Annotated in this window: 19 protein-coding genes; 14 read left to right on the top strand and 5 right to left on the bottom strand. The window is 65.9% G+C overall.

Annotation, left to right across the window (positions count from 1 at the left end):
- The first annotated feature begins 34 nt into the window (after positions 1–34).
- The 6 genes from Q0897_RS06650 (at position 35) to mmsB (ending at position 5,340) form a co-directional block, all read left to right on the top strand.
- Positions 35–796 (top strand): Crp/Fnr family transcriptional regulator, encoded by a 762-nt coding sequence (locus Q0897_RS06650; RefSeq protein WP_299308402.1) that lies wholly within the window; start codon positions 35–37, stop codon positions 794–796.
- A 45-nt stretch (positions 797–841) separates the two neighbouring features.
- On the top strand, positions 842–1,363 hold the full coding sequence (locus Q0897_RS06645) for a hypothetical protein (RefSeq protein ID WP_299308400.1): 522 nt from the start codon (positions 842–844) through the stop codon (positions 1,361–1,363).
- A 114-nt stretch (positions 1,364–1,477) separates the two neighbouring features.
- Complete coding sequence (locus Q0897_RS06640; protein ID WP_299308398.1) at positions 1,478–2,623, top strand: acyl-CoA dehydrogenase family protein; 1,146 nt, start codon at positions 1,478–1,480, stop codon at positions 2,621–2,623.
- 20 nt (positions 2,624–2,643) lie between these two features.
- Positions 2,644–3,690, top strand: coding sequence for an enoyl-CoA hydratase/isomerase family protein (locus Q0897_RS06635; protein WP_299308396.1), 1,047 nt, complete (start codon positions 2,644–2,646; stop codon positions 3,688–3,690).
- Positions 3,687–4,469 (top strand): enoyl-CoA hydratase-related protein, encoded by a 783-nt coding sequence (locus tag Q0897_RS06630; protein ID WP_299308395.1) that lies wholly within the window; start codon positions 3,687–3,689, stop codon positions 4,467–4,469. The genes Q0897_RS06635 and Q0897_RS06630 overlap by 4 nt, the downstream gene beginning before the upstream one ends.
- Before the next feature lies 1 nt (position 4,470).
- Positions 4,471–5,340 carry a 3-hydroxyisobutyrate dehydrogenase gene (gene mmsB / locus Q0897_RS06625; protein WP_299308394.1) on the top strand — a complete coding sequence of 290 codons (870 nt, stop codon included), beginning with the start codon at positions 4,471–4,473 and terminating at the stop codon, positions 5,338–5,340.
- Here the strand turns inward: mmsB and Q0897_RS06620 are convergent.
- Entirely contained in the window at positions 5,324–6,529 is a 1,206-nt protein-coding gene (locus Q0897_RS06620) for a YihY/virulence factor BrkB family protein (protein ID WP_299308393.1), read from the bottom strand. The two genes, mmsB and Q0897_RS06620, sit on opposite strands and share 17 nt — an antisense overlap.
- A 47-nt stretch (positions 6,530–6,576) precedes the next feature.
- Between Q0897_RS06620 and Q0897_RS06615 the strand changes: the two genes are divergently transcribed.
- The 3 genes from Q0897_RS06615 to Q0897_RS06605 are packed head-to-tail and all read left to right on the top strand — an operon-like array spanning position 6,577 to position 13,408.
- Positions 6,577–8,910 (top strand): BamA/TamA family outer membrane protein, encoded by a 2,334-nt coding sequence (locus Q0897_RS06615; RefSeq protein WP_299308392.1) that lies wholly within the window; start codon positions 6,577–6,579, stop codon positions 8,908–8,910.
- Complete coding sequence (locus Q0897_RS06610) at positions 8,910–13,196, top strand: translocation/assembly module TamB domain-containing protein (protein WP_299308391.1); 4,287 nt, start codon at positions 8,910–8,912, stop codon at positions 13,194–13,196. The genes Q0897_RS06615 and Q0897_RS06610 overlap by 1 nt, the downstream gene beginning before the upstream one ends.
- The gene (locus Q0897_RS06605) at positions 13,196–13,408 is read left to right on the top strand and encodes a hypothetical protein (RefSeq protein ID WP_299308390.1); all 213 of its coding nucleotides are present in this window, start codon (positions 13,196–13,198) and stop codon (positions 13,406–13,408) included. The genes Q0897_RS06610 and Q0897_RS06605 overlap by 1 nt, the downstream gene beginning before the upstream one ends.
- Before the next feature lie 31 nt (positions 13,409–13,439).
- Here the strand turns inward: Q0897_RS06605 and mtnP are convergent, their stop codons facing one another.
- Entirely contained in the window at positions 13,440–14,327 is an 888-nt protein-coding gene (gene mtnP / locus Q0897_RS06600) for an S-methyl-5'-thioadenosine phosphorylase (protein ID WP_299308389.1), read from the bottom strand.
- A 28-nt stretch (positions 14,328–14,355) separates the two neighbouring features.
- On the opposite strand from mtnP, the gene Q0897_RS06595 reads away from it, so the two are divergent.
- Positions 14,356–14,781: a DUF2147 domain-containing protein gene (locus Q0897_RS06595; RefSeq protein WP_239804914.1), complete on the top strand. Its 426-nt coding sequence runs from the start codon at positions 14,356–14,358 to the stop codon at positions 14,779–14,781.
- A gap of 3 nt (positions 14,782–14,784) precedes the next feature.
- Here the strand turns inward: Q0897_RS06595 and kynU are convergent, their stop codons facing one another.
- Positions 14,785–16,005: a kynureninase gene (gene kynU / locus Q0897_RS06590; protein ID WP_299308639.1), complete on the bottom strand. Its 1,221-nt coding sequence runs from the start codon at positions 16,003–16,005 to the stop codon at positions 14,785–14,787.
- Between the two features lie 2 nt (positions 16,006–16,007).
- A complete protein-coding gene (locus Q0897_RS06585; RefSeq protein ID WP_299308388.1) occupies positions 16,008–16,892 on the bottom strand; it encodes a S9 family peptidase in 885 nt (294 codons plus the stop codon).
- A 226-nt stretch (positions 16,893–17,118) separates the two neighbouring features.
- On the opposite strand from Q0897_RS06585, the gene Q0897_RS06580 reads away from it, so the two are divergent.
- Genes Q0897_RS06580 through Q0897_RS06570 form a run of 3 tightly spaced genes read left to right on the top strand, consistent with a single transcriptional unit; the run spans position 17,119 to position 19,720 of the window.
- Positions 17,119–18,585: a cytochrome ubiquinol oxidase subunit I gene (locus Q0897_RS06580; RefSeq protein ID WP_299308387.1), complete on the top strand. Its 1,467-nt coding sequence runs from the start codon at positions 17,119–17,121 to the stop codon at positions 18,583–18,585.
- Complete coding sequence (gene cydB, locus Q0897_RS06575; RefSeq protein ID WP_275588713.1) at positions 18,582–19,589, top strand: cytochrome d ubiquinol oxidase subunit II; 1,008 nt, start codon at positions 18,582–18,584, stop codon at positions 19,587–19,589. The genes Q0897_RS06580 and cydB overlap by 4 nt, the downstream gene beginning before the upstream one ends.
- Entirely contained in the window at positions 19,589–19,720 is a 132-nt protein-coding gene (locus Q0897_RS06570; RefSeq protein WP_299308384.1) for a DUF2474 domain-containing protein, read from the top strand. Before cydB ends, Q0897_RS06570 begins: the two co-directional genes overlap by 1 nt.
- A gap of 100 nt (positions 19,721–19,820) precedes the next feature.
- Here the strand turns inward: Q0897_RS06570 and Q0897_RS06565 are convergent, their stop codons facing one another.
- A complete protein-coding gene (locus tag Q0897_RS06565; RefSeq protein ID WP_299308383.1) occupies positions 19,821–21,338 on the bottom strand; it encodes a M10 family metallopeptidase C-terminal domain-containing protein in 1,518 nt (505 codons plus the stop codon).
- A 279-nt stretch (positions 21,339–21,617) separates the two neighbouring features.
- Here Q0897_RS06565 and Q0897_RS06560 point away from each other — a divergent pair, with 279 nt between their 5' ends.
- Positions 21,618–22,349, top strand: coding sequence for an energy transducer TonB (locus Q0897_RS06560; RefSeq protein ID WP_299308382.1), 732 nt, complete (start codon positions 21,618–21,620; stop codon positions 22,347–22,349).
- Positions 22,350–22,572 lie beyond the last annotated feature (223 nt).

Below are 22,572 nucleotides of genomic sequence, written 5' to 3'. Positions count from 1 at the left end.
GATGCCGACGGGGCAAGAAGCGGAAGGGGGATCAGTGAAGAAGGCGGCAGACACCGACTATCCGGTAACGGGACGATTTCTGAAGGGCAGGCTGCGTCACGCCATGTCACGGCACGAGGCGGACGCGACCGAGGCGATGTTCGATACTGTCGAGCGTTTCGACGATGGCCATGTGCTGTCCCGGCGCGGAGAGCTGGTGAACAGGTCGACGATCCTCGTGGACGGCTATGTCATTCGGGCCGTCGTCGAACGGGACCGCCGCCATATCGTCGGGATCCAGGTGCCCGGCGACTTCATCGACCTGCATGGTTATGCGCTCAAACGGCTGGACCACGATCTCGTCGCGGTGGGGCCGGTGCGCGTGTCCTTCGTCGATCATGAACGGCTCAACCACACGTTGCGCGGCGATCTGCATCTGACGCGGCTGATGTGGTTTTCGACGCTGCTCGATGCCTCGATCCACCGGGCGTGGATCATGAAGATGGAGCAATTGCCCGCCGATGGCCGGCTCGCCCATCTCCTGTCCGAGATATGGGAGCGGCTGCGGCTGGTCGGGCTGGGCGATGCGCAGGGTTTCGACTTTCCCATGACACAGATCGACCTTGCCGATGCGTGCGGCACGACCGCGATCCACATGAACCGCATGGTGCAGAAATTGCGTGCCGGCGGTGTCGTCGATATTCGCCGGGGGCGCGTGAACGTGCTCGATCATGCGCAGCTGCGCAGCATCGCGCGATACGATCCCGATTATCTCTACGGTCCGGGCGATCTCGCGGTTGGCGCCATTTCGACATAGCGGATTGATGCCGGGCGGATTTCCCACAAAGCGAAAGGCGACGCCATGAAACCCATTCCCGCGCTCCTGCTCACCGCGATGCTGTGTGCATGCGGCGCCGCCGATGACGACACGCCCCCGGTCGACAGCGAGGTCGTGGCGGACGATGCGGACGATGGTGCGGCCCTCCAGCCAAGCGACCAATCGCTGGCCGATCCGGCGCCCGGTTCGGTCACCGCACCTGCGGACGGCGTGCGTGGGCCGGGGGACGGCGCCCCCATGGCGATACCGGCATCGATGCGGGGCCGGTGGGGCATGACGCGCAACGATTGCGACGGACCCGCTTCGGTGGCCAAGGGTTTGCTGACTATCGAAACGAACAGGCTGACCTTTTACGAATCGGTGGGCACGTTGGCCGATGTGACGGAACGGTCGGACGATTATCTGCGCGCCGAATTTGCGTTCGAGGGCGAAGGCATGGAATGGCGCCGCGACATGACGCTCCTGCGCGAGGGGGACACGTTGCTGCGCCGCGAATCCGGGCCCGATGCCATGCGCGGGGAGCAAAGATATATGCGTTGCGCGTGAACCGCGCGGCCCGCGATGCGTAGGTAAGGAAACACCCGTCCCGCCGCGCGGCGAAGGCTTCGGCCACAAGAACGATCGACCGCGCCTTCGCGGCTGAAGAGGAAACGAGACACGATGGAAGACCAGTTTTCACTGACCGGCGACCAGATCGCCATTCAGGAGATGGCGCAGCGCTTCACCGCCGACAATATCACGCCCCACGCCGGCGAATGGGACGAAAACGCGATCTTCCCCCGCGATACCATCAAGGCGGCGGCAGAGCTGGGCTTCGGGTCGATCTACGTGTCGGAGGAATCGGGCGGGATCGGGCTCGGCCGGCTGGAGGCTGCGCTCATCATGGAGGCGATGGCCCATGGCTGCCCCTCGACCAGCGCGTTCATCTCGATCCACAACATGGCCGCGTGGATGATCGACCGTTTCGGCGGCGAGGCGGTGAAATCGAAATATCTGCCCGATCTCATCGGCATGGACCGGCTGGCGAGCTATTGCCTGACCGAACCGTCGTCGGGTTCCGATGCGGCGGCGTTGAAGACGAAGGCGGTGGACAAGGGCGACCATTACGAGGTCACCGGATCCAAGCAGTTCATTTCGGGCGGCGGCCAGAATGAAATCTACGTCGTGATGGTCCGCACCGGCGCCGACGGACCGAAGGGCATTTCGTGCCTCGTCATCGAAAAGGACATGGACGGCGTGTCCTTCGGCGCGAACGAGAAGAAGCTGGGGTGGAAGAACCAGCCCACCGCGCAGGTCATCTTCGACAATGTGAAGGTGCCCAAGGAAAACCGCGTCGGCGACGAGGGGCAGGGTTTTTCCATCGCGATGACCGGGCTTGACGGCGGGCGGCTCAATATCGGGGCGTGCTCGCTCGGCGGGGCGCAGCGCGCACTGGACGAGGCGATCGCCTATACCAAGGACCGGACGCAGTTCGGCAAGGCCATCGCCGATTTTCAGAACACGCAATTCACCATCGCGGAAATGGCCGCCGAGCTGGAGGCGGCGCGCGCGCTGCTCTACCTCGCCGCGGTGAAGGTCACGAACGAGGCGCCGGACAAGACGCGCTTTGCCGCGATGGCGAAGATGATCGCGACCGAAACCGGATCGCGCGTCGTCGACCATGCGCTGCAGCTGCATGGCGGCTACGGCTATCTCAAGGATTACCCGATCGAGAAACTGTGGCGCGACCTTCGCGTTCATTCCATTCTCGAAGGCACGAACCAGATCATGCGCATGATCGTGGGCCGCGATCTCCTGCGCGATTGATAGATAAACGAAGGCTGCACATGACCGACGAAGTACATATTCACGCGCATGGGGCGGCGGGGCATATCTCGCTCAACCGGCCCAAGGCGATCCATGCCCTCACCCTCGACATGTGCGAGGCGATGACGGAGGCGCTGCGCGGCTGGGCCGGGGACGATGCGATCCGGGCCGTCCTGCTCGACCATTCGGAGGGGCGCGGTTTCTGCGCGGGCGGCGACGTCACCCTGCTGCGCCGATCGGCGATGGAGGATGCGGGCGTGCGCGGGCGCGAATTCTTCGCCCTCGAATACCGGCTCAACCATCTGATGTTCACCTATGACAAGCCGATCGCGGCGTTCATGGACGGCATCACCATGGGCGGCGGCGTCGGCATCGCGCAGCCGTGCCGGTACCGCGTCGCGACCGAGAACACGAAATTCGCCATGCCGGAAACGGGCATCGGCCTCATCTGCGACGTGGGCGGCGGATGGTACCTGCCGCGCCTGCCGGGGCGCGTGGGGCAGTTCATCGGGTTGACCGGCGCGCGCCTCGACGGGGCCGAATGCGTGTGGGCGGGCATTGCCACCCATTACATCCCGTCCGAAAAGCTCGCCGAGGTGAAGGCCCGCATCATTGCCGAGCCGGGCGACATCGCCGCCATCCTGGATGAGGCAAGCGAAAGCCCGCCCGAGGCCCGCATCGCCGGCAATCGGGAGGTGATCGACCGGCTCTTCGCCTCCGACGATCTGGAAACGATCATCGCCGCGCTGGAGGCCGACGACAGCGACTGGGCGGCAAAGGAGCTGAAGACCCTCCGCAAGAAAAGCCCGACCAGCTGCAAGGCGGTGCTCCGCCAGTTGCAGCTCGGCGCCGAGGCGGAGGATTTCGCCGCGAACATGACGATGGAATATCGCGCCGCCGGGCGCATCATCACCCGTCCCGATTTTGCGGAGGGCGTGCGTGCCCTGCTCGTGGACAAGGACAACGATCCCCAATGGCAACCGGCCACGGCCGACGCAGTGAGCGAGGACGACATCGCCTCTCTGTTCGCACCGATGGAAGGGGAAGAGGAATGGAGACCGCTATGAGCTACGAAACGATTACCGTCGAACAGAAGGGCGCGGTCACGCTGATAACGCTGAACCGGCCCAAGGCGTTGAATGCCCTCAATTCCCAGGTTCTGGAGGATCTAATCGCCGCGTTTGCGGAGTATGAGAAGGACGATAGCCAGCGCTGCGCCGTTCTCACCGGCAGCGGGGAGAAGGCGTTTGCCGCCGGCGCCGACATCAAGGAGATGGTCGACAAGTCGAGCGCGCAATTCTTTACCGAGGATTTTTTCGCCGGCTGGACCAGCCGCCTTGTCAAAGCGGTGCGCAAGCCGTGGATCGCCGCGGTCAACGGGTTCGCGCTCGGCGGCGGGTGCGAGCTTGCCATGATGGCCGACTTCATCATCGCCAGCGACACCGCGATGTTCGGACAGCCGGAGATCAAGCTCGGCGTGGCGCCGGGCATGGGCGGGTCGCAGCGGCTCACCCGCGCGGTCGGCAAGGCAAAGGCGATGGACATGTGCCTGACCGGGCGCAACATGAATGCCGAGGAAGCGGAGCGCAGCGGGCTGGTATCCCGCGTGGTGCCCGCCGCCGAGCTCATGGACGAGGCGATGAAGGCGGCCGAGGCGATCGCCGGCATGGCCCCGCTCGCCGCGATGGTGAACAAGGAAATGGTCGACGCGGCCTTCGAAACCACGCTCGATCAGGGATTGCTGTTCGAACGGCGCGCGTTTCAGATTCTGACCGCGACCGAAGACAGACAAGAGGGCATGCAGGCGTTTGTCGAAAAGCGCGCAGCCCAGTGGAAGGGACGCTGACATGAAAATCGCATTTATCGGCCTTGGCAACATGGGCAGCGGCATGGCCGCAAACCTGGTGAAGAACGGCCATGAGGTCGCCGCATTCGACCTGTCGGCGGATGCGCTGGAGACGGCGCAGGCCAACGGCATCGCCACCTATGGCACCGTGCGCGAAGCGGTGGAGGGCATGGATGCCGTCGTGTCCATGCTGCCCAACGGCGACATCGTCAAAAGCGTCTATACAGGGTCGGTCATCGGCCACGCCCCGCGCAGTGCGGTCCTTATCGATTGTTCGACCATCGACGTCGAAACCTGCCGCACCGTCATCGCCAAGGCGACGGACGCCGGGCACGATATGGTCGACGCGCCGGTGTCGGGCGGGATCGCGGCGGCCAATGGCGGTACGCTGACCTTCATGGTGGGCGGCACGCAGGAGGCCTGCGAGCGTGCGCGCCCCGTGCTCGAGGCGATGGGCAAGGCGGTCATCCGCGCGGGCGATGCCGGCGCCGGGCAGGCCGCGAAAATCTGCAACAACATGCTGCTCGGCATTCAGATGATCGGCACGTGCGAAGCGTTCAAGCTGGCCGAAAGGCTGGGCCTCGATGCGCAGAATTTCTACGACATCGCGTCGGTGTCATCGGGGCAATGCTGGTCCATGACGAGCTATTGCCCGGTTCCCGGCGTCGGCCCGCAAAGCCCGTCCGACAATGATTACGACGGCGGCTTTGCCACCAATCTCATGCTGAAGGATCTGCGCCTTGCCATGGCGGCGGCGAAATCCGCCGAAAGCGCGACCCCGATGGGCGAGCGGGCCAAGGAACTGTTCGAGGATCACGACGCCGACGGAAACGGCGGCAAGGATTTCTCCTCGATCATCCGCCGCCTCTGATCCGCGGCAGGGCGGGGCGGCGGGGCGTATCGCGCGCGTTCTGCGCCGCGCGCTCCGCCCGCCGCTCCCGCTTTTTCGCGGCGAGTTCCTGCTTGTGGCCGAAGCTCACATGGCTGTCGGCGAGCACGGCGCCGCGATGGCCGATGGGGCGGTCCGGCCCCTCGGTCGAATCCTGGATCGTCTGCCGCTCCGCCTCGGCATTGAGCAGCGCGCCGATCAATATGCCGTAGGCCGACAGGAACAGCCACATCAGGAACACCACGATCGCCGATAGCGAGCCATAGGTGGCGTTATAATCCGACACATAGGCGACATAGGCGGAAAAGGCGAAGGACACGCCGATCCACAATATCGTCGCCAATACCGCGCCCGGCGCGAGCCAGCGCCATTTCGCCGGGCGCCGGTCGGGCCCGAACCGCATGATCATGGCAAAACCCACGCTGCCCAGCGCGACCGCCGCGCCATAGGTCAGCAGCTTGATGAAAAACCCCGTCCACGGCCCGAAGAACACCGTGGTCTGCCGCGCGAGCCAGGTCAGCGCCGCCCCGCTCACCACCCCGATCAGCGCAATGCCGATCGCCGCCAGCGTCAGCACCGCGGCCCGGAGCGTGAGGCGCAATATATTGCGCGTTTCCGGTTCCTCGTTAATGACGTTCAATGCGCGGATGAGCCCGCTTGCCGCCCGCATTCCGCCATAGATCGCGAAGACCAGCGCGATGACGAGTGCGAATCCCGCGACTTCGCTGCTGGTATTGACCACGCCAAGGAGCTGATCCTCGATCAGGCGCGCGGCATCGGACGGCACCACCTCGACCACGGTGCGCATCTGTTTCTCGACGAGATCGACATTGCCGACGAGGCCATAGATCATGACCGTCGCGGCGATGAGCGGCGTGATCGCGAGAAAGGTAAAGAACGCGACCCCGCCCGCCAGCAGGCCGAGATTGTGAAAACCGACCATCACATAGACGCGTTTCAACACCGCCAGCCAACCCGAAAACGGGATGTGATGCGGCCAGGTCGCGACCGCGCCGGGGTCTCCGTTTTCGATCGTTTCGCCCGCATCGGGCGCGTCTGTGTCCTTTTCGCTATTGTTTTCCATGGCATCGACGGGCAGACGGTTGGGATACGAGGTTTCGGCGTTCGGGGTTTCGGCGAATGGTGGTTCGGTCGGCGTGCGATCGATCATCCGTTGCGGACCTCTTTATTTTGACGCTGCGGGAATTGCGGTTGCACATGACAGGAACGCATATCGGTCGATTTGGCAAGCATGTCCTTGCCAGCGCGTCTTTTCTGGCGATGGCGCAGGTCGGTGCCGCCGCGGCGCAGGATGCCGGCGTGCCCTACGATCGTGCCGGGCCGCAGGCGGCGGATCGCGCCGACGCAGATCCTCTCCCCGTGCCCGCGCCGCCCGCCGATGTAACCCTGCCCGAGGTCGAAACGATCATCTCGGACGAGGAATTTGCAGAATCCATCCCCGACCTCGATGCCGAGAGCGACCCCGCGCTCGACATGCCGCTGGAATCCATTGCGGAGTTCGAACGCCGCCTTGCCGAGGAGCAGGCCGGTGCCGAAACCGAAATGAGCGAGGACGCACCGCTCGGCGATCCGGCGCTGGCCGATGGCGACGCGGTGGAGGAGATCGGCGATGCGCCCGTCCGCGATGCGGAGCTGACCGCGCCGCTCCCGCCCATTTCCGCGTTCGAGGTAGAGCCGGTGGAATTCGCCGAGGGCGAGGAAGATACCGAGGTGACCGAGGTTTCGTATGAAATCGCGCTCAACGGGATCGACGCAATCGACGCGGAAACGGATGTGAACATCCGCGACATGTTCAACGATCTGTCCGCCCTGCGGTCGGACGATCGCACCGCGAACAATGTCGCGCAGGTGTCCGCCCGGCTGACCGAAGACAGCGTCCTGATAGAGCGTATCCTCGCCTCCGAAGGGTGGTTCGGCGCCAGTGTCGAGACGCGTATCGACCGCGCCGACGTCGCCGATGGTCAGCCGCTGACCGCCGTGATCGACGTCACGCCCGGACAGCGTTACGAATTTGCCGAAATCGTGATCGATGCGGAGCCCACGACGCCGCCCGATCTCATCCGCGAAAACCTGCCGCTTGCCGTCGGCGAGCCGATCGTCGCCACGCGGGTGCAGGGGGCGGAGGCGAATGTCGCCGTGGCGCTGCCGCACAATGGCTATCCGTTCGCCGCGGTCGGCCAGCGCGACATATTGCTCGACGCTGAAACGGGGGGCGGGGTCTATACCCTGCCGGTCGATACCGGGCCGCGCGCGGTGTTCGGCGGGATCGAGACGACGGGCGATCTTGCCTTCGATGCGGAGCACGTCGCCGTGCTCGCCCGGTTCGAACGGGGCGAGCTTTACGATAGCGACATGGTCGACGACCTGCGTCAGGCGCTCGTCGCGACGGGCTTGTTCAATACCGTCACGGTCGAGCCGCAGCGCACCGGCGAGGATGCCGGCACGGTCGAGGGCGGCCCCGCGGAATACGCCACCGTGCTGGTCGAGCAGGACGCCGGACCGCCGCGCACCATCGCCGGCAGCGCCGGTTACGGCACCGGGCAGGGCGCGCGGGTCGAGGCGACATGGACGCATCGCAATCTGTTCCCGCCCGAAGGCGCGTTGATCGCCCGCGCCATCGCCGGCACGCAGGAGCAGGGCGCGGGCGTCACGTTCCGCCGGTCCAATGCCGGCCGCCGCGACCGCACCTTCGAAATCGTCGCCGAGGCCTTGCGCAGCGATTTCGACGCGTTCGAGGCGCTCACCGGCCGGCTCGCCGCGCGGGTGAATTACGATTCCACCTCCATCTGGCAGAAACCGCTGACCTATGCCTATGGCGTGCAGCTGCTTGGCACGATCGAGGAGGATTACGATTTCGACCTCGGCGAGGTGCGGCGGCGCACCTTCGGCATCGCCGGGCTGACCGGGCAGGTCGGGCTGGACAGCACGAAGAGCCTGCTCAACCCGACGAGCGGGTTTCGCGTCACCGCGCTCATCGAACCCGAAGCCTCGGTGCAGGATTCCTTCGATACCTACGTACGGGCCCGTCTCGCGGCGAGCGCCTATTACCCGGCGACCGATTCCATCGTGTTGGCGGCGCGGGTGGCGGCCGGCACGATTCAGGGGATCGACCGCTTCGACCTCGCGCCGTCGCGCCGGTTCTACGCCGGGGGCGGCGGTTCGGTGCGCGGTTTCGGGTTTCAGGAACTCGGCCCCAAGGTCGAGGTGCCCAACCCGAATTTCGACCCCGAGGATCCGGACGAAACCGCCAATCCGTTCCGCTTCCGGCCGCTCGGCGGGCTCAGTTTCAACGAGCTCGCGGTCGAGGCGCGCTACCGGTTCGGCAATTTCGGCGTCGTCGGCTTCGTCGATGCGGGGCAGGTCTATCTCGACAGCGTGCCCGATTTTTCGGGCCTTCGTTACGGCGTCGGCCTCGGCGGGCGGTTCTATACCAATTTCGGGCCGCTCCGGCTCGACGTGGCGATGCCCATCGACAAGCAGCCGGGTGAAAGCTCGTTCGCGGTCTATGTTTCAATCGGGCAGGCGTTCTGATGGCGGATATGCGGGACGGGGAAGAGCAGCCGGTGACGGACGAAACCGCCGAAGAGGTGCGCGGCGACGATACCATGGTGGAGAGCGGCGAGGACACGCGCACGCACCGCCGCTGGCCCGTCCGCGTCGCGAAGGGCGTTGCCATCGTCCTCGTCGGTATTGCCGTGCTGGTCGCGCTGGTGATCTTCGGCCTCAATACGCAGCCGGGCCGGCGTTTCGTCGCCGAGCAGATTGCCGGGCTCGAATTCGAAAACGGCATGGAAATCGACATCGGCCGCATCGACGGTTCGCTCTATGGCGAGATGGTACTGCACGATTTCACCGTGTCGGACCCACGCGGGGTGTTCCTGTCCTCGCCCGAATTGCGCGTCGACTGGCGCCCGTTCGCCTTCGTGAACAACCATGTCGACGTGCGCAGCGCCACGGCGGAGCGGATCACGCTCGCGCGTCTGCCCCAGTTCAACGAGACGGAAAGCGAAGGCCCGCTGCTCCCCGATCTCGACATCGATATCGGCGTTCTGCGTGTCGACCGGTTTGTCATCGGCGAGGCCGTCACGGGGGAGCGGCGCGTGCTGTCCCTCGGCGGCGAGGCGCATATTGCCGACGGGCGCGCTTTGGTCGATCTCGACGCGCGGACGATCGGCGGGGCCGATGCCGCGGGCGGCGACCGGCTTGCGCTGAAACTCGACGCGGTGCCGGAGGAAAACCGGCTCGACATCGATGTGAAGCTGCGCGCGCCGCAGGGCGGGGTGGTCACCACGCTCGCCGGGCTGGATCAGCCGGTCGCGCTCGACCTGTCGGGCCGGGGCGACTGGGCGCGGTGGAACGGCCGGCTTGCCGCCAATCTGGGCGGCTCGGAATTTGCGCGGCTCGCCATTCTGGCGCGCGACGGCACCTTTACCGTGCGCGGGCCGACGCGCGTGGCGCGCCTGTTCGAAGGGCAGACGGCGGCCTTGCTCGGTCCCGTCACCACCATCGACATGACCGGCGCGCTGAACGAACGCAGCGCCAATTTGACCGGCACGATCGAAAGCGACGCGCTGCGCGTGGGTGCGGACGGCATCATCGATCTGTCCGACAACAGTTTCGACGACATGAAGGTCACGCTGGCGCTCACCCGCCCGTCGGTTCTCGCCGAAAATCTGAGCGGGTCGGGCGTGCGCGGCAATCTCACGCTCGATGGCGCGTTCGCGGCGCCGACGGTCCAATATGCGCTCGCCGCCGATAGGATCGCGATGGCGGACATGGCGCTCGTCAATTTCGCGGCCGAGGGCGCGGCGCGGGTCGATCCCGACCGGATCCTCATCCCGGTGCAGGCGCGCGCATCGCGCATTACCGGGCTCGACACGGTGGCGGGCGGCACGCTCACCGATGTGCGGCTTGCGGGCGATATCGCGATTCAGGGACCGCGCATCCTGTCCGACAACATGCGGATACAGTCGGACCGGATCGATGCGAATGTCATCCTGCTCGCCGACATGTCGACCGGGCTTTATACCGGCGCGATCGACGGGCGGATCGACAATTACCGGGTCGAGAGCGTCGGCATCTTCGACATCACGACCGATGTCGATCTGCGCACCGAGGCGGGCGGCTACGCACTCGCCGGGCGGGTCAGCGTGCGTTCGCGCAGGCTCGAAAACGAAAGCGTGCGCGATTTCCTCGGCGGCAATGCGCTGGCCTCGGCCAATGTGCGCTATGCCCCCGATGGCACCATCAATTTCACCAATCTGAGGCTCGAGGCCCCGCTTGTCCGCATTACCGGCGGCAGCGGGCGTTACAGCACCGACGGGCGCATTGCGTTCAATGCCGACGCGATCACCGATGCCTATGGCCGCGTCGGCGTGCGCGTCGCGGGCACCATCACCGATCCGCAGGCGACGATCACCGCCGAAAACCCCAATTTCGGGATCGGCCTCGCCAATCTGAATGCCGAGATTCGCGGGACCGGCAATGGCACGGGCTACCGGCTCGACCTCACCGGCGACACCGATTACGGCGCGCTGACCGCCGATGTGACGCTGGGGCTGGGCGATGCGACGACGGTGCAGATCAACAGCGCCAATCTCGGCGGCATCGATTTTACAGGCTCGCTGCGTCAGACTTCGGCCGGGCCGTTTGCCGGGCGGCTGCTCGCCAACGGGCGCGGGCTCGCGGGCGTTGTCCGTCTCGATGCCGAGGGGCGGTATCAGGAAGCGTTGTTCAACCTGCGCGCCAACGACACCACGCTGGAAGGGCCGGCCAATCTCGCCATCGGTTCGGCGAAGATCGACGGGCGCGTCGTGCTCTACGATCAGCCATACGTGGTCGCCGCGGCGCAGCTGGCGCGCGTGCGGTATGGTTCGTTCGACATCAATGCCGCGCGCGCCACGGTCGATTATCGCGGCGGCACGGGCAAGGCGAAGCTGCTGGCCGAAGGGACCAGCGGCGTGCCGTTCCGCATCGCGCTCAACACCGACATGACGCCGCAATTGTGGCGCGCGGCGGTAAAGGGCCGGGTGCGCGGCATCGATTTCGCCACGGTCAATCCCGCCCGCATCGTGCCCGGAAACGGCAGCTATGAACTGATGCCCACGCGCATCGATTTCGGGAGCGGCAATCTCCGCCTCGCCGCCACTTACGGTGACGGGATCAGGGTGCAGAGCCGGCTCGATTCGCTCGACATGGCTATCGTCAACGCCTTCGTTCCGGGCCTTGGCCTCGGCGGCAACGCGACCGGCAGCCTCGATTTCGCGCAGGCCGGGCCGAATGCCTTCCCCCGCGCCGATGCCCGCCTGTCGATCGACGATTTCACCCGAACCACTGCCGCCTCGGTGAGCCAGCCGGTCGACATCAATTTCGTCGGCAAGCTGCTCGCCAACGGCGGCGAGGCGCGCGCCGTCATGCGGCGCCGCGGTACCGTCATCGGGCGCATGGTCGCCTCGCTCAACCCACTCCCGCCCGGCGCGGGGCCGTGGACGCAGCGCCTGCTCATGGCGCCGCTGTCGGGTGGCATCCGGTATAACGGGCCGGCCGATACGCTGTTCTCCTTCGCCGGACAGCCGGATCAGCGGCTTTCAGGCCCCATCGGCGTCGCGGCGGATTTCTCGGGCCGGGTGTCGGACCCCGATCTTGCAGGCATCATCCGCGCCAAATCGCTGACCTATGAAAACCTGACCTATGGGACGCGGCTCACCAATATGGCGTTGCAGGGGCGTTTCGACGGGAGCGAACTTAGGATCGAGCGCATGACCGCGACGGCGGGCGACGGTTCGGTCGAGGCGAGCGGCTATGTCAGCCTCGCGGCCGACAGCGGCTATCCCATGGATGTGTCGGTCACGCTCGACGATGCGCGGCTTGCGCGCAGCGACATGATCCGCGCATCGGCAACCGGGCAATTGCGCCTTTCGAAGAGCGCGGGACAGACCGCGCTTTTGTCGGGGCAATTGCTGCTCCCCGAAACGCGCTATCAGATCATCCGCCAGGGCGCCGCCGAGGTGCCCGAACTGACCGGCGTGCGGTTCAAGCCGCCGCGCGGACCGGTGCGCATCACCGGCGACGAGGAGCCCGAAACGCAGCCCGGCATCTTCGATCAGCTGCGGCTCGACATCGATCTGAATGCGCCGGAGCGGCTCTATGTCTCGGGCATGGGGCTGGAATCCGAATGGGACGCCGACCTCACCATTCGCGGGACCAGCACCGCACCGCGGCTTTCGGGCGAAGTGTCGCTCATTCGCGGCACGCTGGGCTTTGCCGGGCGTTCGTTCGAGCTGGTCGAGGGGCGGATCGGGTTTACCGGCGGGTCCACCATCGATCCGGTGCTCAATCTCGTGGCGAGCGAGGAGATCGAGGACGTGACCGTGCGCGTGAATGTCGCGGGCCGGGCCATGGATCCGCAGATTTCCTTCGCCTCGACGCCGGGCCTGCCGCAGGACGAAATCGTGTCGCGCATCCTGTTCGGAAGCTCGATCGGCAATCTTTCGACGATCCAGGCGGTGCAGCTTGCCGCATCGCTCAATTCGCTGCGCGGGTCGGGGGGTGGGCTCAACCCGCTTGGCACGCTGCGTTCGGCGACGGGGGTCGACCGGCTGCGGATTCTCGGCGCGGATGAGGCGAGCGGGCGCGGGACCGCGCTCGCAGCGGGGCAGTATATTACCGACGATATCTATGTCGAGCTGATCACCGATGCGCTTGGGTTCACCGCGACGCAGCTCGAAATCAGCCTGACCCCGGCGCTCTCGATCCTGAGCCAAGCGGGCGGGTCGGGCCGCACCGACGCCAGCATCCGTTACCGCAAGAATTACTGATGCAGGCGGTGCGGGTCTCTGCCTTGGTCGCGCTGCTCCTGCTCGCCGGGTGCCAGGAGGAGCCGGATTTCGACACCCGCTACGAGGAGGCGGAGGCGCATATTCGCAAGCAGGCGCGCGAGATCGATGCCGAGCTGGCCGCGAACCGCAAATTGCGCAGCGAAACCGCCGCCGCCGCCGCGCAGGAGGAGCAGCCCGCGGGCGAGCAGTGACGCGGCCACGCGATCGGCGAAACGGGCCGCTTCAGTCGCCGCCGTTCACGCGCCGCATCACCGCGTCGAGCCGGGCGAGCACCGCCGGGTCGCGGCAGGCCGGATCGGTGATGAGCGCCTTGTCCAGCACCGTGTCGATGGGCGATGGCGCCCGCGTCGGGGGAAGCGCGCGGACGAAAGCGTCGACCGCCCCGCGCGCAATCTCGGCATTTTCGGCCATGCGCGCGATGACGGCGTCCACCTCGACCGCCTCTGTCTCCTCACGCCAGCAATCGTAATCCGTGACCATCCCGATGAGCGCATAGGGCAGCTCCGCCTCGCGTGCGAGCCGGGCCTCCGGCAGGGCGGTCATGCCGATGACATCGGCGCCCCATGCGCGGTACATGTGGCTTTCCGCGCGGGTGGAAAATTGCGGTCCTTCCATCGCCAGATAGGTGCCGCCCTCGGTCACCGCACCGCCCGCGTCGCGCACCGCGGCCCCGGCCATGGCGGAAAGGCGCGGGCAGACCGGATCGGCCATCGACACATGCGCGACCATCCCGGTCCCGAAAAAGCTGGACGGGCGGCCCGCGGTGCGGTCGATGAACTGATCCACCACCACGAAACGGCCGGGGGGCAGTTCCTCGCGCAGCGAACCGATCGCGCTGATCGCGAGAATGTCGGTGCAGCCTGCGCGTTTGAGCGCGTCGATATTGGCGCGGGCGTTCAGCGCGCCGGGCGCCACCACATGGCCCCGCCCGTGGCGCGGCAGGAAGACAAGCTCGACCCCGTGCAGCGATCCGGTCAGCACCGCATCGGAAGGGCGTCCCCACGGCGTCGCGATCTCGATCCATTCAGCATTCCTCAATCCGGGCATCGCGTATAGACCCGAACCGCCGATGATGCCGATGCGCCATTGTGTCGTGTTGCGTATCGTCACGTCCTGTCCCGTCTGTTAAGGAGCGCCCATGCGACGACTCTCGATGAAAACCGCGCTGTTGTTCGCCACGCTGGCGACGCTGTCCACCCCTGCATGGGCCGCCGCGCCGATCGAGGGGCGCTACGTCACCGAAAACGGGCGCGCGGTCGTGGCCGTGAAAACGTGCGGCAAGGCCATGTGCGGCAAGGTGGACAAGATCCTGCGCCCGAAAAAGGGCGTGCCCGCGCGCGACATCAACAATGACGATCCCGCGCTTCGGAGCCGGCCCATCCTGGGCCTGCCGATCCTCATGGGGCTGACCGCGGATGACGACGTGTGGCGCGGCGACATCTACAATCCCGAGGACGGCAACGAATATCGCGCGGTCGTGAGCCGCATGGCGAATGGCTCGCTCAAGGTGCAGGGCTGCCTCGCCTTCATCTGCAAGACGCAGGTGTGGAAACCCGCGTCCTGAGCGTCAGGTGACCGCGCCGCGCTTACGGAAACGGTCCTCGCGCCACGCGCCGGTCGCGATGATCTCGGCAATGGTGTCGGCGGCGCGGGCGACGTCCTCGAACCCGGTATAGAGCGGAGTCAGGCCGAAACGCGCGATGTCCGGCGTGCGGAAATCGCCGATGACGCCGCGCGCAATCGCCGCCTGCACGATGGGGAAGGCGTCCTCGTGCAGAAACGAGATGTGGCTCCCGCGCCGCTCTGCCTCGCGCGGGGAGGCGAGAGTGAGGGCGGGGCATTTTTCCGCCATGCGCGCCGCAAACGCATCGAACAATGCCGCCGATTTCGCGAAAAGCGCGTTCATGTCCGCCTCCAGCATGAGATCGACCCCGCTTTCCAGTGCCGCCATGCTGAGCATCGGGGGCGTGCCGGCCTGCCACCGTCCCATGCCCGGCGCGGGTTCGTAGGCATCGGCAAAGTCGAAGGGCGCCTTGTGGCCGAGCCACCCCTGCAACGGATTGTGGAGCCGGTCCTGCCATTCGCGCGCGACATGGACGAAGGCCGGTGCCCCCGGTCCCCCGTTCAGGAACTTGTACCCGCATCCCACCGCGAGCATCGTCCCGCACCCCGACAAATCGACCGGAACCGCCCCCGCGCTATGGCTGAGATCCCAGACGATGTGCGTGCCCGCCTTTTGCGCGCGGGCATTCATCGCGGCCATGTCGTATCGCGCGGCGCTCCGGTAATGCACATCGGGCAGGATGACCGCGGCGGTGTTCGCCCCGATCGCATCGGCGAGATCGTCGGGCGGCGCGGTCACGAGCGTCAGCCCGAGAAGGTTCGCCACCCCGGCCGCGATATGCAGGTCGGTCGGGAAATTGGCCGCCTCGGCGAGGATCTCGGTTCGGCCCGGATTTGCCCGTGCCGCCGCGGTCAGCAGCTTGAAAATATTGACCGAGGTGGAATCGGCCACCATCACCTCGTCCTCCGCCGCGCCGATCAGCGCCGCGATCTTTGCGCCGATGCGGCGGGGCGCGTCGATCCAGCCATGGTCGTTCCACGCGGCGATGAGGTCGCGGCCCCATTGCCGGTCGACCATGTCCGCGACCTGGTCCCGCGTCGCGCGCGGCAGGGGCCCGAGCGAATTGCCGTCGAGATAGATGATGCCCGGCGGAAGATCGAAGCGTGCACGAAACGCGCGCAGCGGATCGGCGGCGTCGCGTTGCCGCGCTTCGTCGATGGTCATGGTCATGGCGCGATGTCCCCGCGTTTCAGCGCATCAAATATCGCCTCGCACGCCGCCCCCCACGCCGCCGTGCCCGGCGTGATGAGTTCGACATGCCCCTCGTCCGGCACGGTGACGCAGGTCACCTCTGCGCCTGCCGCATTGGCCTTCGCGGCATAGGCCGCGGCGAAGGACGGCGGTGCGATATGATCCTCGCCCGTGTTGATGAGCACCTGATGCGTAGCGAAGGGCATCATGTCGGCGGGCGAGCAATCGGCGAACATGTCCGCCGCATCGCGAACGTCCGCGCCAAGCAGCGCATCGACCGCCTCCGTCCCGCAGGTATTGCCGGGCGCGACCCGCGCTGCGCGCAGATCGGGCAAGCCCCCTGCGCAAATGGCACTGCCGAACCGCAGCGGATCGGGATGAAACAGCGGACCGCCGCGCGCGATCACGTGCCGCGCCGCCAGCCACAGCGCGAGATGCCCGCCCGCCGAATGGCCGAACACCGTGCGCGCCGCCGTATCGATGCCCAGCGCGGCGCCCCGTTCGCGCAGCATGTCGGCCCCGCGCGCGACATCGCGAAACGTGCCGGGATAACCGCCACCGGCGCGGTCCACGCCCCGATATTCGAGGTTCCACACCGCGATCCCGCGCCCGCGCAGGTCGTCGGCGATGTAATTCATGATGCCCGCCCGCGCGACATCCGTCCGCCAGCATCCGCCATGCACCATCACCACCACCGGATGGCCCGCCGCGTTTCGCGCCCGTGCGCGCGGAAGCCAGACATCGACATGCTGCAACCCGTCGCGGCCATAGGCGATGCGCCCGTCGGGGAGCGGGCGGGGGCGGTGAAGCAGGTCGGGCCATTCCATCATGCCCGGCATGTGCGCGATGGCGGGCCGCATGCACAAGCGCAAAACCCGTAGCTCTGTCGTTTTGCGCAACCGCAATTGCCGTTTTGGGGTTTGAAACTTGGCCGCGAATGCGCGATGGGAGGGGCGGTTGCACGATGTCTGCAGCCGGGAATGCGCGGCCCTGATCGTGCGAAGGCACCGGCCTGATGGCCATGCGCGCGCCGATGCGCCCCGAATTTGCCCACGCGAATCGCCGGTGTCAGGAAAGAGCGAACCCATGTTCGACAATTTCGATGCGCTGGTGCTGGCCCGGATTCAATTCGCCTTCACCGTGAGCTTCCATTTCATTTTCCCGGCCTTTTCCATCGGGCTGGCGAGCTTTCTGGCCGTGCTGGAAGGGTTGTGGCTTAAAACCGGGAAGTCGCTTTATCTCGACCTGTTCAAATACTGGCTGAAGATCTTTGCCATCGCGTTTGCCATGGGCGTCGTGTCCGGCATCGTCATGTCGTATCAGTTCGGGACCAACTGGTCGGTCTATTCCGACAGGGCGGGGCCGGTGATCGGGCCGTTGATGGCGTATGAGGTGCTGACCGCCTTTTTCCTGGAGGCGGGCTTTCTCGGCGTGATGCTCTTCGGGATGGAGCGGGTTGGGCGCAAGCTGCATTTCGCGGCCACCTGCATGGTGGCGTTCGGCACGTTCATCTCCGCGTTCTGGATCCTGTCGGTCAACAGCTGGATGCAGACGCCGACCGGGTTCGAAATGGGCGCCAACGGGCAATTCCTGCCGGGCGCAAGCTGGTGGGACATCGTGTTCAATCCCTCCTTCCCCTACCGCCTCGTGCACACGGTCATCGCGGCCTATCTCACCACCGCCTTCGTCGTGGGCGGGGTGGGGGCGTGGCACCTGCTCAAGGATCGCACCAACGCCCATGCGCGCAAGATGTTTTCGATGGCGATGTGGATGGCCGCGCTCGTCGCGCCGGTGCAGATCTTTGCCGGCGACATGCACGGGCTCAACACCATGGAGCATCAGCCGCAGAAGGTGATGGCGATGGAGGGGCATTACGAAAGCCATCCGGACGGCGCGCCGCTCTACATCTTCGGCATCCCCGATGACGAGACGCGGACGCTCGATTACGCGATCGGCATTCCGAAGCTGTCCTCGCTCATCCTCAAGCACAGCCTCGATGCGCCGCTGGCCGGGCTGGACACCATTCCCGACGATGAACAACCGCCGGTCGCCATCGTGTTCTGGTCGTTTCGCATCATGGTGGGCATCGGTTTCGCGATGCTCGGCCTCGGGCTGTGGAGCCTGTTCGCGCGCTATCGCAAGCGGCTTTACGACTGGAAACCGTTGCACCGGGCGGCGCTCGTCATGGCGCCGTCGGGGTTCGTGGCGGTCATCGCCGGCTGGGTCACGACGGAGGTGGGGCGGCAGCCCTATGTCATCTACAATCTGATGCGCACGTCGGAGGCGGCGAGCCCGCTCGACGCGCCGGCGGTGGCGACTTCGCTGCTAGCCTTCGTCATCGTCTATCTCACCGTGTTTTCCGCAGGGGCGTGGTATATCCTGCACCTGATGAAGGACGCGCCGCATGCCCACGAAGAGGGGGTCAAGCGTGGCGACGACGGCCCGATCCGAAGTGCCGGGTTCACCCCCGGCCCGACGCAGGATCCCACCGGCGAAGGCCATGGCGAGGCGATCGCCGACCAGCCCCGCCACCCGCAGGGAGACGGCGAATGAGCGTGAATTTCGACCTGACCGTCATCTGGGCGTTCATCATCGCCTTCGCCGTGTTCGCCTATGTCGTGATGGACGGGTTCGATCTCGGCATCGGGGTGCTCTTTCCGAGCTTTTCTCCCGGTGTGGAGCGCGATCAGGCGATGAATTCCATCGCGCCGGTGTGGGACGGTAACGAAACCTGGCTCGTGCTCGGCGGGGGCGGGTTGTTCGCGGCCTTTCCGCTCGCCTATGCGGTGGTGTTGCCCGCGACCTATCCATTGGTCATCGCGATGCTGCTGGGGCTGGTGTTCCGGGGGGTGGCGTTCGAATATCGCTGGCGCGATCCGAAACATCGCCCGTTCTGGGACTGGGCGTTTTGCGCAGGCTCGCTCATCGCCGCATTTGCGCAGGGGATGACGCTCGGCGCGCTGCTTCAGGGGATCGAGGTGTCGGGCCGCGAATATGCGGGCAGCTGGTTCGACTGGTTCACGCCCTATACGCTCTTGTGCGGGATCGGCGTGGTGGCGGGCTATGCCATGCTCGGCGCGTGCTGGCTCGTGTGGAAGACCGAGGGCAAATGCCAGGACCATGCGTACCGGCTGGCGCGGTGGGGCACGATCCTGACCCTCGGCCTGATGGCGGTCATCAGCCTTTATAACCTCATCCTGCGGCCCGAATATCGCGAACGCTGGCTCGACACGCCGGCCCTGTTCTTCACGAGCCAGGTGCCGCTGCTCACGCTCATCATCGCAGGCTTCTTGTTCCGTGCCCTGTTCAAGCGCAAGGAGGCGACGCCGTTCTGGCTCGGCATCGCGCTGTTCCTGCTGGGCATGGCGGGGCTGGGCGTGACGATGTGGCCGGATATCGTTCCGGGCAGCATCGACATATGGGAGGCCGCGGCCCCCGAACGCAGCCAGGTCTTCATGCTGATCGGCGTGGCCATCACGATGCCGCTGATCCTGATCTACACCGGCTGGGCATACTGGGTGTTTCGCGGGAAGGTCGGGCACGAGGGCTATCACTGATGCGGCCGGGAGAGGCGCCCGACCGCCGTCCCCTTTGGCAGAGGCTGGCCTGGATGGCGGCGATCTGGGCGGGGAGCGTGGCGGTCCTCGGCGTGGTGGCGATGATCCTGCGCGCGTGGATCGGGGCGTGACGCCGTAATCTCGACGGGCCGCTTTCGTCGGTGCGGCATCAGGAAAAAGGGCCGGCGGATCGCTCCGCCGGCCCTTTCGCCGTTTCATTCGATCCGTGGATCAGGCGAAGATCACCTGCTCCGCGGTCAGTTCGACATTGTTGGCAAAGGTCACGGTCGCATCGGTGACGCTGTCGCCGTCGATGTCGATTTCCACGAGCCCTTCGCTGAAGGTCAGCGCGCCCGCATCGAGGCCGAGAGCCGAGAGGTCGAGCATGTCTTCCTCGAGGCTGAAATCGAGGATCGTGTCGTTGCCGTCGCCGACCACGAAGGTATCGGCACCCAGGCCGCCTTCGAGCACGTCGTCGCCGCCAAGACCGGTCAGCACGTTGTCGACATCGTTGCCGCGCAGGAAGTCACGCTCGCTCGACCCGATGGCGTTCTCGATGATGGTGCCATAGGCGATCGAGAGATTGTCATAGGCTGTTGCGAACACGCCGTCGACGCCGGTGTCGGATTCGATCAGGCTTTCGTAATACGGCTTGTAGATCGCCTTGTACGCCGCGACATTGGCATCGGTGATGTCGCGCAGCGTGCTGCCATTGATGTCCTCGATCACGTCGCGGCGGGCATTGATGACATCCGCATCGGGAATGTCGGCCGCACCGGCGCTGAACGAACCGGGGGTGAGGTCGATGAAGACGCCCGCGCCCGCGCCCGACATGTCGATCGTATCGTTGCCGCCGGCATCGTAGATCGACAGATAGGGGAACAGGTTCTGCGAGAAATCATAGACCGCATTGCCCGCCGTCGAATTCCAGCCATAGACCGTGTCGTCGGCCCGCGTGGTCATGTCCGCGCCATACTTGTCCTGAATGGTCAGGATGTCGTGGACGAGCGGCGTCTGCGGATTGTTGTAGTAGAGCGTGCTCCAGTCGACGTTGTACTGGTTGATCGAGGTCGCCTCGAGGCCCCAGTAGGACATGAGCGTGTACTGCTCCGAATCCTGGGCATATTCGGCCTGCGCGGCATAGGTGGTCGCGCCCGCGCCATTATACGCGCCGGGGTGGCTCAGCCCGATGGCATGGCCCAGTTCGTGGATCAGCGTCGTCGCGCCATAACCGCCGAAATCGAGCCAGGCATTGGTCCAGTTCACTTCGGGATCGGCCACGAACACGTCGCCCAGATACTTATATCCGCCCTGCTCGCTCGGGTAATAGGCGTAGGCCTGTGCCGGATCGGTGGAATTGGCGAACTGAATATCGGCGCCGCGGCCGTTCGATTCCACGAAGCTGGGCGCGATCAGATCGTCCCAGAGCTCAATCGATTCGCGTGCCTCGTCGCGCTGCTCGGGCGAGAAGGCGGCGAGGCCTTCGCCGGCGGTGAAGCCGTATTTCTTGTTGTTGTAGATGCCGATCAGGTCCTGCCCTTCCTTGAGGAAGGTGTAGGTGATCGTGTTGTTGGCAGTCACTTTCTGTGCCCGGCCGCTGTCGATCTGGTCGATCACCTGATCGAGATCGGCGACCGTCTTGCCGCGCCAGCCGGCCCCGACATAGGGATCGAGGCTGAAATCGACGGGATCGATGTCGTGATCCTCGTGATTGAGCGGCGTGATTTCGGACGTGTAATATTTGCTCATGAACCCTCCAAACATGGAAGGCCGGAATAACGATAATCGCGCGACCCGTGCGCCCTTATCCTCCCAGCCCGGATTCGTAGCCTATGCAACTACTTAGCCAAGCGCAAGCGCGTGTTAACGTTTTGACGGACCATACTCGGCCTCGATTGGCGTTTGGTTCCCGGAAAAGCGCATTTTTTTCGTGTGGCTCGTCGCGGGGCCGGCATGCACCCAACGTTTCGCCGGGCACGGCGGGAGGGGCCGCGGGAACGAACCGCGCTTTCGAGGCCTCTAATCCCGATGCCCTCTTCATCTCTCCGCCGCCGCCGGCCCGACAGGCGCCGCGTCGCGACCGTCGTCGTCGTTGCGCTGCTCCATATCGCGGCGATTTTCGCGCTTCTGCGTGCGTTCGACATCGACGTCGTACCCGACACGCTGCGTTCGGTGGCGTCCTTTGCCGTGCCACTCGACACGCCCGAACCGGCGCCCGAACCCGAACCGGAACCGACCATGGCCGCGCCGGAACCCGACGGTGCCGCCGCGCCCGAGGCGGCGGAGGCGACGCCCCGCGAAGACGCCGCGCCAAAGCCGCGCGTGGAAAGGCCGGCGCCGCCCGCGCCCCCTGCGGCGGCAAAGGGCAATGAGAACCGCTCCGGCGCAGGAGAGACGGGCACGGGCAGCGGCGGAGGCGGCGACGGCATCGGCACCGGGAGCGGCGGTTCCGGCACGGGACCCGGCGGGGGCGGCGCCGCGATCCGCGGGGCGGAAAAGATCGCCGGCGAAATCACCGCGCGCGATTTCCCCCGCAACAGCGCGCCCGACCGCAATGGCGCCTTCGTGATCGTGTATTTCACCGTCGGCACCGACGGCCGCGCCCGCGATTGCTCCGTGCGCAGCAGCAGCGGCAATGCCGAGGTCGATCGCATCACCTGCAGGCTCGTGGTGGAACGGTTCCGCTATCGTCCCGCGATCGGGGCGAATGGCGACCCGGTGGCGGAGCGCACGGGCTGGAAACAATGGTGGTGGCAGTAAGCGCGGCGGCGCGTGGCGACGGCGGGTTATCTCGCAACCGCACAAAATCTTCGCGCTTTGCGAAAAAAGGGCGTAGGATGTTGGTGGTGGACGCTTTTTCGACTCGTCTCGAACGGTGCGAGAGGGCAAACTGGCCCGTATTCGGACCGATGTTCGCAATCGCGGGAACCACTCGCAAGGCACTGGATTAACGAGGTTAACGCTTTATTTAAAGGTTCGCGCC

The sequence above is a fragment of the uncultured Croceicoccus sp. genome, assembly GCF_947496385.1.
Lineage (GTDB): Bacteria > Pseudomonadota > Alphaproteobacteria > Sphingomonadales > Sphingomonadaceae > Croceicoccus.
Note: the sequence above shows the minus strand (reverse complement) of the source record. Positions and strands in the feature narration are given on the sequence as shown.

What these genes read in the sequence shown, in the direction of transcription:
- Q0897_RS06645 (WP_299308400.1), top strand. Translation starts at nt 842, where the DNA reads ATGAAACCCATTCCCGCGCTCCTGCTCACCGCGATGCTGTGTGCATGC.
- Q0897_RS06640 (WP_299308398.1), top strand. Translation starts at nt 1,478, where the DNA reads ATGGAAGACCAGTTTTCACTGACCGGCGACCAGATCGCCATTCAGGAG.
- Q0897_RS06635 (WP_299308396.1), top strand. Translation starts at nt 2,644, where the DNA reads ATGACCGACGAAGTACATATTCACGCGCATGGGGCGGCGGGGCATATC.
- Q0897_RS06630 (WP_299308395.1), top strand. Translation starts at nt 3,687, where the DNA reads ATGAGCTACGAAACGATTACCGTCGAACAGAAGGGCGCGGTCACGCTG.
- mmsB (WP_299308394.1), top strand. Translation starts at nt 4,471, where the DNA reads ATGAAAATCGCATTTATCGGCCTTGGCAACATGGGCAGCGGCATGGCC.
- Q0897_RS06620 (WP_299308393.1), bottom strand. Translation starts at nt 6,529, where the DNA reads ATGATCGATCGCACGCCGACCGAACCACCATTCGCCGAAACCCCGAAC.
- Q0897_RS06615 (WP_299308392.1), top strand. Translation starts at nt 6,577, where the DNA reads ATGACAGGAACGCATATCGGTCGATTTGGCAAGCATGTCCTTGCCAGC.
- Q0897_RS06610 (WP_299308391.1), top strand. Translation starts at nt 8,910, where the DNA reads ATGGCGGATATGCGGGACGGGGAAGAGCAGCCGGTGACGGACGAAACC.
- Q0897_RS06605 (WP_299308390.1), top strand. Translation starts at nt 13,196, where the DNA reads ATGCAGGCGGTGCGGGTCTCTGCCTTGGTCGCGCTGCTCCTGCTCGCC.
- Q0897_RS06595 (WP_239804914.1), top strand. Translation starts at nt 14,356, where the DNA reads ATGCGACGACTCTCGATGAAAACCGCGCTGTTGTTCGCCACGCTGGCG.
- kynU (WP_299308639.1), bottom strand. Translation starts at nt 16,005, where the DNA reads ATGACCATCGACGAAGCGCGGCAACGCGACGCCGCCGATCCGCTGCGC.
- Q0897_RS06585 (WP_299308388.1), bottom strand. Translation starts at nt 16,892, where the DNA reads ATGCGGCCCGCCATCGCGCACATGCCGGGCATGATGGAATGGCCCGAC.
- Q0897_RS06580 (WP_299308387.1), top strand. Translation starts at nt 17,119, where the DNA reads ATGTTCGACAATTTCGATGCGCTGGTGCTGGCCCGGATTCAATTCGCC.
- cydB (WP_275588713.1), top strand. Translation starts at nt 18,582, where the DNA reads ATGAGCGTGAATTTCGACCTGACCGTCATCTGGGCGTTCATCATCGCC.
- Q0897_RS06570 (WP_299308384.1), top strand. Translation starts at nt 19,589, where the DNA reads ATGCGGCCGGGAGAGGCGCCCGACCGCCGTCCCCTTTGGCAGAGGCTG.
- Q0897_RS06565 (WP_299308383.1), bottom strand. Translation starts at nt 21,338, where the DNA reads ATGAGCAAATATTACACGTCCGAAATCACGCCGCTCAATCACGAGGAT.
- Q0897_RS06560 (WP_299308382.1), top strand. Translation starts at nt 21,618, where the DNA reads ATGCCCTCTTCATCTCTCCGCCGCCGCCGGCCCGACAGGCGCCGCGTC.